Here is a 14,563-nt window from a genome sequence, read left to right on the forward strand (position 1 = left end):
TTCAACGATGAACCTCACCCCCGACCAGCCCGCCTCCTCCGCGAGGCTCTCCCGCCGCGGCCTGCTGATCGGCGGCGCGACCGCCGCCGGGCTCTCGGCCGCCGGCGCCTCCGGACTGGCGCTCGGCCAGAACACCACCGAAGACCCGGCGACGACCGCGACCCCCGGAGACTTCGCCACAGTGCGCGACCGCTGGCGTGAGATGCTGCTCGGCGGCGACGCCCTCGACCTCGACGTCCCCGAGATCCGCGCGGTCGTCGACGGGATCGACAGCGCGGCCGAGCAGTACCTGGAGGACATGGACCTCACCGCCGATCGCGCCTTCCTCTGGCCGGACCTCGATTTCGGCCCGGACGACGACGCCCACTCCCTCCACGTCCAGAAGAGCTACGAACGCCTGCGCTCCCTCGCGAACGCCTACGCGCTCCCCGCGGCCGAACTCCACGGCGACGCCGGGCTCCTGGACGTGGTGCTCGAAGGCCTGGACTGGATGAACGAGCACCGCTACTACGCGGGCGTCAAGCAGCCCGGCAACTGGTACAACTGGCAGATCGGCGCCCCGCAGGCGCTGCTGCCCATCGCGCTGATGCTGTTCGACCAGATCACGGCTCCCCGCCTCGAGAAGAACATGGCGGCCATCGACTCCATCCTGCCCGCACCGGAGAAGCACGGCGTGAACCTGCTGTGGACCAGCCAGATCGTCGCCCAGCGCGGTGCGCTCGTCGAGGACGCCGCGAAGCTGGCCCTCGCCCGCGACGCCATCCCCGAAGCGCTCCGGGTCGTCACCGAAGGCAACGGGATCTACCCGGACGGCTCGCTGATCCAGCACTCGCGGCACCCGTACACCGGCGGATACGGCAGGGCGATGCTCAACGCGAGTTCGCGGCTGCTGCCCCTCCTGGTCGGCACCCCGTGGGCCCTCGGAGGCGAGGCCCGGGACAACATCGTGAACTTCGCGCTCGACGGGTTCGCCCCGTGGATCCGCAAGGGGGCCGTGCCCGGAGCCGTGCGGGGCAGGGGCGTCTCGCGCCGCACCTCGACCGACCACGCGGCCGGTCTGAACGGCACGCTCTCGATGATGTGGCTCGCGCGCAGCGTCGACGACGACCGCGCGCGCCTGCTGCGCGGGGCCGTCCGCCACACGATCGACGACCACTACGGCGACATCTTCGACACCACCGAGCTCAGCTCCGTCGTCGAGGCCAAGCGCATCGAGAACGACCCCGACATCGTTCCCCTGCCGCCCGAGCCGCGCTGCATCCAGTACGCGTACATGGACCGCAGCCTGCACATCCGGCCGGGCTTCACCTTCGCCCTCGCGATGTCGTCGAACCGGATCTACGCGTACGAGTCGATCAACAAGGAGAACCTGCACGGCTGGTACACCGGCAGCGGCATGCAGTACCTCCACAACGACGACGCGGCGCACTACGAGGAGAAGTTCTGGCCCACCGTCGATGCCGCCCGCCTGCCCGGCACCACCGTGCCGAGGGTCAGCCGCAGAGACAGCGCGGGGGCGAACTTCCGCAGCCAATACCACTGGGCCGGAGGCGTCGCGACCGGGACCTTCGGCGTGAGCGGCATGCAGTCGCAGATCTACTCCAACATCGACCAGTCCGCGGCCCCGACCGCGCGCAAGTCGTGGTTCATGTTCGACGACGTGATCGTCGCGACGGGGGCCTTCATCCGGTCCTCCAACGGCTATCCGATCGAATCGATCGCCGAGAACCGCCGCGTGCTCGACCCGGGCCAGCGCTTCGTCGTCGACGGCGCTGAAATCGGCGCGGACGCCGGGACCGTGCCGGTGGGCGCGGGCTCGTGGGCCCACCTGGCGGGCGCGACTCCCACCGCAGGGATCGGCTACGTGCTCGCGGGCGAGGCCAAGGCCCTGCGCGAGACTCGGACCGGTACCTGGGCGGACATCAACAAGAACCACAACTACATCGACGACACCCCGGAGACGGCGGAGTACGCCGCCATCTGGTTCGACCACGGCGTCGACCCGGACGACGCGTCCTACGTGTACACCCTCCTGCCAGGGGCGACGGCCGATGAGACTGCGGCGTACGCGGCTGATCCCGACGTCGAGGTGCTGTCCAACACGCGGCAGGTGCAGGCGGCGCGCTGGGGCGGCACCCTCGGCCTGAACGTCTGGGAGCGGGGCGCGCCCGCCGTCGACGGCGTCGCGTGCTCCGGGCCCGCCTGCGTCCTCATCGTCAAGGACGGCGACAAGCTCACGGTGGCCGTGTCGGATCCGACCCACCGCGCCGAGTCGGCGACCGTGACGATCGATCGGACCATGACGCGCATCTCGGCGGACGACAGGATGACCGTCACCGATACGAGCCCGACGACGATCGACGTCGACCTCAGCGGATCCGACGGGCAGCGGATCGCCGCCGAGTTCCGAATCGGCAACCGGGACTGACGGAACGGACGATGACAGGAGACGACATGTCCGCAAGACCCAACATCGTGTTCGTGATGACCGACGACCACGCGGCCCACGCGATCGGCGCCTACGGGAGCCGCGTCAACGAGACGCCGCACATCGACCGGATCGCCGCGGACGGCATGCGCTTCGACAACACCTTCTGCACGAACGCGCTGTGCTCGCCGAGCCGGGCCACGATCCTCACCGGGACGTACAGCCACATCAACGGGGTGACGACACTGGACACGCCGTTCGACTCGAGGATGCCGACCTTCCCGGGCCTCTTGCGCGAGGAGGGCTACCAGACGGCGCTGTTCGGCAAGTGGCATCTCGGCCACGGCGGCCTCGCCGACCCGCGCGGCTTCGACGAGTGGGCGGTCGTCCCCGGCCAGGGCGAGTACCACGACCCGGAGTTCATCCACCCCGACGGTCGCCGCACGCACGCGGGGTACGTCACCGACATCACGACGGACATGTCGCTCGACTGGCTCGACCGCCGGGACCGCGAGCGGCCGTTCTGCCTGCTCGTCCACCACAAGGCCCCGCACCGCCCGTGGGAGCCGGACGAGAAGCACGCGCACCTGTACCCCGACGGGTCCATCCCGGAGCCGTCGACGCTGCGCGACGACTACGCGACCCGCACCGAGGCGGCCCGCGCCGCCACCATGCGCATCCTCGACGACCTCGACGACGTCGACCTCAAGCAGCCGGTGCCGGAGGGCTTGACGCGGGACGAGGAACTGTCCTGGAAGTACCAGCGCTACATGTCGGACTACCTGCGCTGCGTCGCGTCCGTCGACGACAACGTCGGCCGCGTCCTCGACTACCTCGACCAGCATGGCCTCACCGAGGACACGATCGTCGTCTACACCTCCGACCAGGGGTTCTTCCTGGGCGACCACGGCTGGTACGACAAGCGGTTCATGTACGAGGAGTCCCTGCGGATGCCGTTCGCGGTGCGCTACCCGGCCGTGGTCGACCCGGGGACGACCTGCGAGGAGATCGTCACCAATGTGGACTTCGCGCAGACGTTCCTCGACCTCGCCGGGGTCCCGGACCTGCCGCCGATGCAGGGGCGGTCGTTCGCGCCGCTCCTGCGCGGCGAGCGGCCCGAGGACTGGCCCACGTCGATGTACTACCGGTACTGGATGCACGACGACGGATTCCACCACCTGCGCGCGCACTACGGCGTGCGCACCGACCGGTACAAGCTCATCTACTACTACAACCGCGGCTACGGGCTGCCCGGCACCTCCGACCGGGTCTTCGAGCCGGAGTGGGAGATGTTCGACCTCGAGGACGACCCGCAGGAGCTGAACAACGTCTTCGCCGACCCCGCGTACGCCGACGTCCGCGCCGAGCTCCGCGCCGAGCTCGACCGGGTGCAGCGCGCCGCGCTCGACCAGCCGTGACGCCGCTGCCGGCGCCCTACGGCGAGTGGTTCGGGCCGGACGCGTTCGACGCCACCTACGGATACGACCCGGCGGCGCTGCGGGCCGTCGGCGCGCCGGAGGAACCGCCGGGATTCGCCGAATTCTGGGAGGACCTGTACGCGCGAGCGGCGGCGGTCGACCCCGATCCCCGGGTGAAGCCCGCCGGAAGGCTCGACGGCCTCGACCTCTTCGACATCGAGTTCACCTCGCTGGGAGGCGTGCGGCTCGGCGGCTGGCTCACGCTTCCCGAGAGAGGCGTGGATCGGGCGGTCGTCATCGGGCACGGCTACGGCGGCCGATCGGAACCGGAGCCGGAGCTCGTGCCCGACCGGTGCGCCGCGATCTTCCCCGTGCTGCGGGGCCTGCCGGAGCGCAGCGCGATGGACCCGATTCCATTGCGGGGAGTGCACCACGTCCTCCACGGGATCGAATCGCGTGCCACTTATGTGCACGGCCTGTGCGCGGCCGACGTCTGGTGCGCGGCATCGGCGCTGCGCGCCGTCCTGCCGGACGCCTCCCTCCCGCTCGGGTACGTCGGGGGGAGCTTCGGCGGCGGGATCGGCGCGCTCGCGCTGCCGTGGGACGGCCGCTTCGCCGCCGGCGTCCTCGCGGTGCCGAGCTTCGGCAACCACGACCTGCGGTTGACGATGCCCTGCACGGGCAGCGGCGAGTCCGTCCGCCTGCACGTCGCGGAGCATCCCGAGGCCCGTGAGGTACTGCGGTTCTTCGACGCCGCCGTCGCGGCGCGGCGGATCCGGATCCCGATGCTGGCGGCTCCCGCGCTGTGGGATCCCGCCGTGCCCCCGCCCGGACAGTTCGCGGTGGCGAACGCCCTCGCGGGGCCGACCGAGTTCGTCGTGCGGTCCGCCGGCCACTCCCGGTACCCCCGTGAGGCGGAGGACCGGGAACGCTATGTCGCCGAGGTGCGCCGATTCCTCGCGCGGCGGCTGCGGGCGACGGCGTGAGCGGCGCGGCGGGCCGCTTCCCGCGGCGGGTCTACCGGTACGGGGAGGAGCCGGACCCGCGGTTCAGCCTGGCGAACGAGCGGACGTTCCTGGCCTGGGTGCGGACGGCGCTGGCGCTGCTCGCCGCCGGGGTCGCGCTCGTATCGGTGCCGGTTCCGGTCGCCGCCGGGTACCTGTCGGCCTCGGCCGGACTGTTCGTGCTGCTGGGCCTGTACGCCGTCGTGAACTCCTGGTGGAGCTGGATGCGGACCGAGCGGTCGCTGCGGGAGCGGCGGCCGCTGCCGGGCCCGGCCACCGGTCCGGTGCTCGTCGGCGGAGTGGCGGTCGCGGTGGTGGTGCTCGTGGTCGGTTTCCTGGCATGAGAGCGCTGTTCGACCCCGGGCTGCAACCGGAGCGCACACTCCTGTCGTGGCGGCGCACGTGCCTGGCGCTCGGTGCGATCGGCGCGACGGCCGCGCGGTTCACCGCCGAAGCCGCTCCGGCGGTGGCTATCGTCATCGGACTGGCCGGAGTCGGGCTCGCCGCGGTGTCGTACCTCGCGGCGACGCGGCGTTACCGGAGCGTCTACCGGCGTCGAGAAGGCCCGACCGGCCCGCTCGGGGACGCCAGGGCGCTGTGGTCGCTGACCGCGGCCGTGGTGGTCGTCGGTGCGGGATGCGGAGTGTACGTCGTGGAAGGAGCATGGACGCAATGACCGGCGAAGCAGACATGGTGCGCATCGACGGGGGCACCGTACGGATGGGCTCGGAGGACTTCTACCCCGAAGAGGGACCGGTCATCGAGCGGCAGGTGGACTCCTTCCTCATGGCACGCCACGCGGTGACCAATCGGCAGTTCGCCGAGTTCGTGGAGGCCACCGGCTACACGACCGTGGCCGAGCGGCCGCTGGCCCCTGCGGACTTCCCGGGCGTCGATCCCGAGATGCTCCAGCCGGGCTCACTGGTCTTCACCCCCACCCGAGGTCCGGTGGACCTGCGCGACTGGCGGCAGTGGTGGCGCTGGGAACCGGGCGCGAGCTGGCGGCACCCGCACGGGCCCGGCAGCGGCGTCGACGGACTGGAGGACCACCCGGTCGTCCAGGTCGCCTTCGAGGACGCGTCCGCGTACGCGGCCTGGGCCGGGATGCGCCTGCCCAGCGAGGCCGAGTGGGAATGGGCCGCGCGCGGCGGTCTGCTCGGAGCCACGTACGCCTGGGGCGAGGAGCCCAACGACGGCACGCGTGCCAACTCCTGGCAGGGCGACTTCCCCTACCGCAACACCGGCGCGAAGGGCTGGAAGGGCACCTCCCCGGTCGGATCGTTCCCGCCCAACGGTTACGGCCTGTACGACATGACCGGCAACACCTGGGAATGGACCGGCGACTACTGGAGCGCCCGCCACCGGGTCACGACCTGCCAGTGCTCCCCGGGCGAATCGGGCCGCGCCGCGGGAACCGGATCAGGGGAGCGCCGACCACAAAGAGTCCTTAAAGGAGGATCTCACCTGTGCGCTCCCGAATACTGCCTCCGCTACCGACCGGCCGCCCGCTCTCCCGAGACCGAGGACTCTGCCACCACCCACCTCGGCTTCCGGCTCGCACGGGACCTCTCCTTAGGATCCGGTGTTCTCGGATCCCCTGCGGGCGAACGCCCCGGTCGCAATGCCCGGCGGGGGCGGGCGTCGAGCCGGGGCGGCGAAATCGGAGCCGATGATTCCCGCTCGGAGCGGTGTATCGTGACCTGGAAGCGCGCAACCGCTTCCAGTCTCGACAGGAGGATCGTGTGGCCAGGTCGGGCGCAGCGACGATATTGGACGTGGCACGCCTCGCCGGAGTCTCCCCCGCCGCGGTCTCCAAGGTCATTCGCGGTGCCTACGGGGTGAGCCCCTCCATGCGAAAGCGCGTCAACGCGGCCATAGAGGAGCTCTCCTACCGTCCGAACGTAGCGGCGCGGGCCATGCGCGGCGCCACGTTCTCCATCGGCATCGAGCTGCCGCACCTGGGCTATCACTTCTTCACGAGGATCCTGCAGGGCGCGGCGGCCGCCCTCGAGGACACGCGGTACCAGCCGATCGTCGTCCCCACGGCCACCGAGACCGAACGCGACGGGCGCGCGCTCGACATGCTCGCCGACCGGCAGGTCGACGGCATCGTGGCGGTCTCGCCGCTGGTGTCGCCGGACCGGCTCGAGCAGCTCGCCGCCCGGATGCCGGTGGTGATGCTCGGCCGCCACGACCCGACCGCCGCCTATGACACTGTCACCGGCGACGACGTCGAGGGGACCCGGCTGGTCATGGAGCATCTGCTGGGCCTGGGTCACCGCCGCGTCGCGCATCTGGCGCAGGAGGGGCAGGCCGCGATGCCCGGCATCAGCTCGCCGCAGGAGGTGCGCCTGGAGCGGTATCTCGAACACATGCACCGCGCGGGACTCGCCGACCAGGCCCGCGTCGTCCGCTGCGAGGACACCGAGGACCTGCCGGAGCGTGTCGTCCAAGAGCTGCTCGCCCCGCCGCGGCCGACCGCAGTGCTCGTCGGCCGCCATGAGCTCGCCCTCAAGGTGCTCCAGGCGCTCAGCGAGCGCGGACTCTCCAGCGCCGAGGTGTCTGTGGCCGGCTACGACGACACCGACATCGCGGCTCATCCGGCGATCAGCCTCACCTGCGTCGACCAAGAAGGCGCGCGAATGGGGGAGCGGGCGATCGGCCTGCTTCTGGAGCGGATCGGCGGCCGGACCGAAGCCGCGCACCTCACCGTCGAACCGACGCTGAAGGCGCGCGCTTCGACCCGGCCGCCCGAGGAGGGTCCTGCCGGGGCGGTCTAGCCTGCGGAACCCGTAACGGTCCCACCGGATTCGACCACGTCGTATTCCACGGTCTCGCCGCTCCAGAAGTGGAAGGTGAGAGTCACCGCCCGATCCTCCTCGACCCCCTCGAAGAACCCAGGCGGCATGACGATCGTGCCGTCCTCGTACTCGGGCTGGAAGGCCTTCCCGTACTCCTGGTAGGCGGTCCAGGTCGTCGGCCCGGCGATCGAGCCGTCGTCGGCGTACAATGATTCCATTGTGGACACAATGGCACCGTTGAACTCCATCGGGATCGCGAAGGAGTCGGTCGTCCCGGTCGCGTCCGCGGCGCTCGGAGCATCGTAGGCGATGACACCGATCCGCCAGGGCATGCCGTCGGAGAAGTCGGCGTACAGGTCGGCCTGCTTGCCGTAGCCGTCGGCGCCGACGATCCGTTCCAGCGTGGCGGCCTTGATGGTGAGCTGGTCGCCAGAGATGGTGTAGTCCACCCCCTCGACCAGAGGCGTATCGCCCTCTCGAAGGCCGTCGAACTCGAGGCCGTGCAAGTTCAGCGTGAGTACGGCGTCGGTGACGGCACTGGACCGCTCGACGAACACCTGGTCCGAAGAGGCCGTACCGGACCGGGTGGTCCAGCTGGTCTGGAACATCTCGAACATCTCCGGGTGGTCCCAGTCGAACTCCCAGCGGTCGTAGTGCGGAACGACGTCCCACAGCATCACCACCAGATTCTTCTCCTTGGCGTACCAATAGGCGTATTCGAGGAACTTCAGCGTTTCGCCGTGCTGCACCTTGCCGGTCCCGTCGAAGCCGAGCAGGCTCCATTCGCCGATGATCACCGGGATGCCGTTGGCGACGAAGGTGTCATGGGTGCGGTCGTAGGAGTCGATGATGTCCTGTCGGACTTCCTCGTTGAACGTGGTGTATCCGGCTATGTTCACTGAGAAGGGCCAGAAGCCGTAGTAGTGGACGGTGGCGGCCAGATTCGGGTCGTCGAGCGCTTCGATGGTCTCGCTCAGCGCGTCGAGGTGCGTCTGTCCGGAGTTGGTCCACAGCGTCGGCAGGACCAGCACCCGTTCGGCGTTCCCGCCGCCCGAGGCGCGCACGATCCGATGGAACTCCCGGTTGAGCTCGTCCAGCAGGCCGTGCGCGGTCGCGTCGTCGACGTCGTTGAACGTCGGTTCGTTGACGCTTTCGAACAGCACGTTCGACGGGTAGTCCTTGAACCGCTCGGCGATCGCCGTCCAGATGACCTCGTACCGGGTGAGCACCTCGTCGCGGTTGGTCTGCATGTCGGCCATCCACAGCCACGAGTCGTGGTGCACGTTGACCATCACGTCGAGGTCGGCGTCGAGCGCGTAGTTCACGACCTCTTCGACCCGGTCGAGCCAGGCGGTCTCGATGGCGTAGTCGGGTGCGCCGCCTTGGTGGTTGTCCCAGGTGACCGGGATGCGGACGCTGTTGAAGCCGTCGTCGCGGATGCTCTGGAGGAACTCCGGGGTGATCCTGGGGAAGCCCCAGGCGGTCTCGTCCTCGCCGACCGAGTCGAGGTTGTTGCCGAGATTGAATCCCGGCTCCATGGCATTGACGATCTCCGTGGCCGTGGCGTCGCCGCCGGGCGGGGGAGAGGTGGTCGGTGCGCCATCGCCGTTGCAGACGACGCCGTTCAGGGTGAACTCCATGGGGGAGTCGTTGCTTCCCGACCAGGTTCCGACGAAGCCGAACGACGTCGAGTCGTTCGACGCGATTCGGGCGTTGTAGCCCAGGTCCGCGGCGGTGACCTGACCGTCCGCGGCGCTCACCTCGGCGTTCCAGGCCTGGGTGACCCGCTGCCCGGACGGGAACCGCCAGGACAGGTCCCAACCGTCGAGCGGCTCGCCGAGGTTGGCGACGGTCACGTTCGCGGTGAAGCCGCCGGGCCATTCGCTTTCGACCTCGTAGTCGACATCGCACCCGGTGGCGGCCGATGCGGCCATCGGCGCGACGATGCCGAGTCCGGCCAGGGCGGCGACCACGGCACTCACGAGCAGCACCGCCCGCCTTCGAGTGCGCAGCACTGTGCGTTGCATGGCTCTCCTTCGAAGTGGAGGTGAGGGGGCGGGTATGCGCCCGACCCTTTAAATCGATAATCATCGATTAATAGCTTAGATTTGGAGATACGGTCTGTCAAACGTTCTACAAAATGCTTCGCCAGAGCGCATTGGCCGAGACGCCTCAGGCAATTCGTGAGTGAGCGGCTGCGTCGGTCATCCCGTCAGCCCCCTTGCGCCAGTGCGGGTACAGCCCTGCCCCGCCGCGCGGCGGCGGTTGACAGCGCCCTGTCCGGGGAGGCTGACCGTGGTGACGAGATATCCCATCCGATCGCTCATCACCTTGGAGTCACTCCATGCCTCTCGCCGTCTACCTGCTCGCCATGGCCGTGTTCGCCATGGGCACCTCGGAATGCATGCTCGCCGGCCTGCTGCCGGACCTCGCCGCCGCTCTCGATGTCGCACTCGGGACCGCTGGGCTGCTGACCTCGGCCTTCGCGGTCGGCATGGTCGTCGGCGCCCCGCTGATGGCCGCCCTCGCCCGCACCTGGCCGCGGCGTTCGAGCCTGCTCGCCTTCGTGGCCCTGTTCGCGGCCGTGCATGTCCTCGGAGCGGTCACCGACGACTTCGCCCTCCTGTTGGCGACCCGTATGGTCGCGGCGGTGTCGAACGCGGGGTTCCTGGCCGTCGCCCTCACCGCCGCCGCGGGGCTGGCCGGACCGACCGCGAAGGCCGAGCCCTGGCGGTCCCGCTGTCGGGCACGACCGCCGCCACCGTCGCCGAACGGCCCGGCGGCGAACTGACCTGCGAGGTCACCGCCGGCTCGACCACGGGGCCGGGGCGCGAAGCGCCCCGGCCCCGTGGTGTGCCTCAGTCGGCGGTGCAGGTCACCGTCGGCGTTGCGGCGGGACCGGTGCTGATGAATCCCCAGGCGGCGATGGTCTGTCCGGCTTGGACGGTTCCGTTCCAGCCGTGGTCGGCGGCGGTGACGGTCGATCCTGATGTGGAGACGTCGGCGTTCCAGTGGCTGCCGATGCTCTGGCCGCCCGGCCAGGTCCAGGTGAGCGTCCAACCGTTGACGGCGTTGCTTCCGGCGGTGATGAGGAGGTCGCCTTGCCAGCCGGAGCCCCAGTCGTTGACGATGTCGATCTCGGCCGTGCAGCCGGACCCGGTCGGGGGCGGGCTGGTGGTCCCGTCCGGGGGAGTGGTCTCGTCGGGCGGGTCGGACTCGAACTGCTCGAAGAACGCCCAGGTCTCGCCCGGGAGCCACGAGTCGGCGCCGTCGCCCGCGGCCCCGTCCCGCGGGGCCTGGATGTGGCCCTCGTCGAACGAGGCCCATACGACCGGATGGTCCGCCGAGCATCCCGCGAACGCGGTCGTGATGTGCGTCCGGCTGCCCTGCGAAGGCTCGGGCGTGTTCTGCGGAGCGCAGCCGTTGTTGGCGACGAACCTGTCGCGCTGGGAGATGCCGTCGGTGAAGTTGTCGGTGGTGCCGTGCGCCGCGAAGACCGCGACGGGATCGGTGCCGCCGCTGCATCCGCTGACGAACCCGGGCGAGCCGTAGGGCGCGATGGCGCGGAACACGTCGGGGCGGGAGCAGGCGAGCGAGTAGCTCATGGCTCCGCCGTAGCTGAAGCCCAAGGAGAACAGCTGGGTCGTGTCGACGCACAGGTCGCCCTCGATGAGCGCGATCATGTCGTCGACGAACGCGATGTCCTCGCCGCCGCTGTTGGCCCAGGCGTTGTCCAGGCCCTGCGGGGCGACGAAAATGGTGGAGTCGCCGGCGAGCCGCTTGAGCCCGTAGTAGGCGTAGGCGCCGGCCTCCACCGCTTGTCCGGTCGCGACGTCCTGAGCGGTGCCGCCCCACCAGTGGAAGCCGAAGACGAGTCGGTAGGGGTGGTCGCGGTCGTAGCCGGAGGGTATGTCGAGGATGAAGCTGCGACTCTTGCCGCCGCTCTGGATGGTGTGGGTGCCGCTGGTCAGGGCGGGGTCCTGACCGCACCCCGCAGTCGCCGACGCTTGCGCGGGGGAGCTCGGCGGGGTGGCGGTGGCGGTCAGTGTGCCTGCGGCGAAGACCGCCGCCAGGGCCGCCGCGACCAGCGCGAGCTGCGCGCCTGTTCGCAAGGGCTTCATGATGAGTTGCCTTTCGTATGGTGTGCGGGATGGGTGAAGGTCGCGTCCCTGCGACTGAAATTTTCGTGAGAGGCCCCGAAAGTTAAAGTAGCCTAGTTATCGATAAATGTCTATATGTTCTTGCTCTGTGCTGTCTGGAGGCTCGGCTCCGCGTCTGTTCCAAGTCGACGAAGGCGCGCTCGCGGGGTCTGATCGAGCGGTGCGGGAACAGGTGCGGAACGTCCGGGGCCGAATCGGATTCGGTCCATATGGGAGTGGTGCGATGCCGCTGATCTTGAAGTCGCCCCGCTGAGGCCCGCGCGTAGTCCTCCTCTGTCCGCACCCGGACCCGATCGCGCCGAGCCGCAACGAGATCGGGCGCCTCATGGGCGGTGCGGCAGCGCCCCGGCTCGAATGGGGCCACCGGATGCGCTGGTCGGCTCGGCGCCGACGGCATCGAGCCGCTGCCGAACGTCTCCATTGCCGGCGCTCGCGGCATGTCCGGGCCGCGGGCCGGCGCGAAGATCTCGGCGCGCTCCCTCTGGCGTGTTGACGAGAGCATCATTCGCTACTAATGTAGCGATATAAACGTAGTGAACAAGGAGGACTCATGACCGACGTCGCCATCGTGGGAGCCGGTCCCACCGGGCTCGCGACCGCATGCGAACTGGCCCTCGCGGGCGTGTCCTGCACCATCGTCGAACGACGCGCCGCCGAACCCAACATCACCCGGGCATTCGGTCTGCACGCCCGGGCACTGGAACTCCTCGACGCCCGCGGCATGGCCGACGAACTCGTTGAACAAGGCAACCCGCTGCGGACCGTCCACCCCGCCTACGCCTCGACCGTCGACTTCGGTCGACTCGACACCCGCTACCCGATGCTGCTCGTCGTCCCCCAGAGCGGGACCGAGCAACTGCTGTCCCGGCGTGCGAACGAACTCGGCGTACAGATCCGCCGGGGCGCGGCCGTCACCGACCTGACCCAGGACGCGTCGTCAGTGCGGTTGCACCTCGACGACGGCACCGAACTGGTCACCCAGTACGTGGTCGGCGCCGACGGCGCCCACAGCACCGTCCGGGACCTGATCGACGTCGGGTTCGTCGGCGAGAGCTACGACATGCCGATGCTGCTCGCCGACGTGCGCCTGCCCTCGGGAGCCGACTCGCCTATCTCGCAGGTCGGGACGGAGGGCGCGGTCGTGGTCCTCCCGTTCGGCGACGGCTGGTTCCGGGTCGGCGCGTGGCTGCTGCGCCCCGAGGAGACCGGGACCGACTTCGCGCAGATCCGCCGCGCCTTCCATCTGATCGCAGGGACCGACTACGACATGAGCGAACCCCGCTGGTGCTCCCGATTCCTCGCCCAACGCAGACAGGCCCGCGCCTACCGCTCCGGCCGAGTGTTCCTCGCCGGCGACGCCGCGCACGTCAACTCGCCGATCGGCGGGCAGGGCATGAACACCGGCATCCAAGACGCCTTCAACCTCGGCTGGAAACTCGCCGCCGACGTCAACGGCTGGGCCCGAGCCGGGCTGCTGGACACCTACCACGCCGAACGCCACCCCGTCGGCGCCGCGGTGCTCGCCATGACCGACCACCTCACCCGACTCGCGCTCACCGGCTCCAAACTCCGCCTGGCCCTCAACCGCCGGATCATGGCCGCGATGCTCCACACGGCCCCGGGGCGCAAGCGCGTCATCGGGACGCTCTCGGGGCTCGAATTCAGCTACCCTCCAGACGATCCCGGCGCGCACCGGCTCATCGGCCGCCGCGCCACCGACCGGCGGACCGATCGCGGCCGCCTCTACGAAGTGCTGCGCAGCGGACGATTCGTGCTCCTCACCGACGCGGCCGACCCCGCCGAGGCCTGGAGGGAGCGCGTCGAGACCGCCCGGCCGCAAGACGGCCTCGGCCCGGAAGCGGTGCTCGTCCGCCCCGACGGATACATCGCCTGGGCGGGGAGCAACGCGGGCGTTCAGGGGGCTCTGATCCAATGGTGCGGCCAGGCGACACCAACCGACACGGGAAGGCGATCCGATCATGCCCCCGCCTAACGCGCAGCGGCGCGGCCACCTCGCCGACGCCGCCATCACCGTCCTCGCCGAGCGAGGCTCCCACGGACTCACGCATCGGGCCGTCGACGCAACCGCGGCCGTGCCGAACGGGACCACCTCCCGGTACTTCCGGACCCGTGAAGCCCTCGTGAGCGGAGTCGTCGAACGGATCACCGCTCGCATCAACGACCGCGTACAGGCATTCAACGTCCGCCCCCTCGACCCCGATCACCTCGAAGCCGCCCTGGTCGCCATCCTGACCTTGATGGTCAGCGAGGACGCCCGCGATGCCCTCGCCCTCTTCGAGCTCCACCTGGAAGGCACTCGCAACCCGCGGCTGCGCGAGACCTTGACCGCCTCGCTCAACGACCGGCGAGACCTCCTGCTGCGCCAATGCCGGGCCGCGGGGCTGGGCCTAGACGAAGCGGACGCCATGCAGTTGGAGATGAGCGTCCTGGGCATCGTGTTCACCACGCTCACCACCGGCACGGAGGACAAGGACCCGAAGGCGGCAGTGCGAACCGCGGTCCGGGCCCTGCTGAGCCGGCGGCTGCACCAGAAGTCCGCGGTGCCTGCCGAGTGACTGTTCGACGGTGATCGCAGTACCTCGGTTGAAGCCTCACATCGACAGGCGCCCTTCGGTGCGCCGCCGGGGACAAGAGCCGACTATTGCGGGCCGTCACGGGATCCGGCCCGGGCTCGATGGCGCGCATACACCGCTTCGGAGGTCCGCGCCTTTCCGCGGGCTGGGCGGCACAG

At 69.9% G+C, this 14,563-nt stretch carries 10 protein-coding genes and 2 pseudogenes; 10 read left to right on the plus strand and 2 right to left on the minus strand.

Annotation, left to right across the window (positions count from 1 at the left end; all coding sequences use genetic code 11):
* Positions 1-7 precede the first annotated feature (7 nt).
* The 7 genes and pseudogenes from YWW_RS0124800 to YWW_RS0124830 all read left to right on the plus strand — a co-directional run bounded on the left by YWW_RS0124800 (position 8) and on the right by YWW_RS0124830 (position 7,630).
* Positions 8-2,428, plus strand: a complete 2,421-nt coding sequence (locus YWW_RS0124800; protein ID WP_026932196.1) for a polysaccharide lyase 8 family protein — start codon at positions 8-10, stop codon at positions 2,426-2,428.
* 26 nt (positions 2,429-2,454) lie between these two features.
* Positions 2,455-3,846 carry a sulfatase family protein gene (locus tag YWW_RS0124805; RefSeq protein ID WP_155830397.1) on the plus strand — a complete coding sequence of 464 codons (1,392 nt, stop codon included), beginning with the start codon at positions 2,455-2,457 and terminating at the stop codon, positions 3,844-3,846.
* Positions 3,843-4,832: an acetylxylan esterase gene (locus YWW_RS32895; RefSeq protein ID WP_081687749.1), complete on the plus strand. Its 990-nt coding sequence runs from the start codon at positions 3,843-3,845 to the stop codon at positions 4,830-4,832. The genes YWW_RS0124805 and YWW_RS32895 overlap by 4 nt, the downstream gene beginning before the upstream one ends.
* On the plus strand, positions 4,829-5,194 hold the full coding sequence (locus YWW_RS0124815; protein ID WP_026932198.1) for a YidH family protein: 366 nt from the start codon (positions 4,829-4,831) through the stop codon (positions 5,192-5,194). Before YWW_RS32895 ends, YWW_RS0124815 begins: the two co-directional genes overlap by 4 nt.
* Positions 5,191-5,526 (plus strand): DUF202 domain-containing protein, encoded by a 336-nt coding sequence (locus tag YWW_RS32900; RefSeq protein WP_051326282.1) that lies wholly within the window; start codon positions 5,191-5,193, stop codon positions 5,524-5,526. The genes YWW_RS0124815 and YWW_RS32900 overlap by 4 nt, the downstream gene beginning before the upstream one ends.
* Positions 5,523-6,419 (plus strand): annotated as a pseudogene (locus tag YWW_RS32905) (formylglycine-generating enzyme family protein); the annotation flags it as partial. The gene YWW_RS32900 and the pseudogene YWW_RS32905, both read left to right, overlap by 4 nt.
* 206 nt (positions 6,420-6,625) lie before the next feature.
* Complete coding sequence (locus YWW_RS0124830; RefSeq protein WP_245595499.1) at positions 6,626-7,630, plus strand: LacI family DNA-binding transcriptional regulator; 1,005 nt, start codon at positions 6,626-6,628, stop codon at positions 7,628-7,630.
* Here YWW_RS0124830 and YWW_RS0124835 read toward each other — a convergent pair.
* Positions 7,627-9,678, minus strand: coding sequence for a cellulase family glycosylhydrolase (locus tag YWW_RS0124835; RefSeq protein ID WP_026932200.1), 2,052 nt, complete (start codon positions 9,676-9,678; stop codon positions 7,627-7,629). The two genes, YWW_RS0124830 and YWW_RS0124835, sit on opposite strands and share 4 nt — an antisense overlap.
* Before the next feature lie 317 nt (positions 9,679-9,995).
* Between YWW_RS0124835 and YWW_RS0124840 the strand changes: the two are divergent.
* Positions 9,996-10,441, plus strand: a pseudogene (locus tag YWW_RS0124840) (MFS transporter); the annotation flags it as partial.
* Between the two features lie 68 nt (positions 10,442-10,509).
* Here the strand turns inward: YWW_RS0124840 and YWW_RS32910 are convergent.
* Positions 10,510-11,772, minus strand: a complete 1,263-nt coding sequence (locus YWW_RS32910; RefSeq protein WP_035696811.1) for a CE1 family esterase — start codon at positions 11,770-11,772, stop codon at positions 10,510-10,512.
* 589 nt (positions 11,773-12,361) lie between these two features.
* On the opposite strand from YWW_RS32910, the gene YWW_RS0124855 reads away from it, so the two are divergent.
* Both YWW_RS0124855 and YWW_RS32915 read left to right on the plus strand, forming a co-directional pair.
* Complete coding sequence (locus YWW_RS0124855; protein ID WP_026932203.1) at positions 12,362-13,804, plus strand: FAD-dependent oxidoreductase; 1,443 nt, start codon at positions 12,362-12,364, stop codon at positions 13,802-13,804.
* Entirely contained in the window at positions 13,791-14,387 is a 597-nt protein-coding gene (locus YWW_RS32915) for a TetR/AcrR family transcriptional regulator (RefSeq protein ID WP_051326283.1), read from the plus strand. Before YWW_RS0124855 ends, YWW_RS32915 begins: the two co-directional genes overlap by 14 nt.
* Positions 14,388-14,563 lie beyond the last annotated feature (176 nt).

This window comes from Glycomyces tenuis DSM 44171, from assembly GCF_000427885.1.
GTDB classification, from domain to species: Bacteria; Actinomycetota; Actinomycetes; order Mycobacteriales; family Micromonosporaceae; genus Glycomyces; species Glycomyces tenuis.

Bases quoted from the DNA above. Each gene is read 5' to 3' on its own strand.
- YWW_RS0124800 (WP_026932196.1), top strand. From the start codon at position 8: ATGAACCTCACCCCCGACCAGCCCGCCTCCTCCGCGAGGCTCTCCCGC.
- YWW_RS0124805 (WP_155830397.1), top strand. From the start codon at position 2,455: ATGTCCGCAAGACCCAACATCGTGTTCGTGATGACCGACGACCACGCG.
- YWW_RS32900 (WP_051326282.1), top strand. From the start codon at position 5,191: ATGAGAGCGCTGTTCGACCCCGGGCTGCAACCGGAGCGCACACTCCTG.
- YWW_RS0124835 (WP_026932200.1), bottom strand. From the start codon at position 9,678: ATGCAACGCACAGTGCTGCGCACTCGAAGGCGGGCGGTGCTGCTCGTG.
- YWW_RS32910 (WP_035696811.1), bottom strand. From the start codon at position 11,772: ATGAAGCCCTTGCGAACAGGCGCGCAGCTCGCGCTGGTCGCGGCGGCC.
- YWW_RS0124855 (WP_026932203.1), top strand. From the start codon at position 12,362: ATGACCGACGTCGCCATCGTGGGAGCCGGTCCCACCGGGCTCGCGACC.
- YWW_RS32915 (WP_051326283.1), top strand. From the start codon at position 13,791: ATGCCCCCGCCTAACGCGCAGCGGCGCGGCCACCTCGCCGACGCCGCC.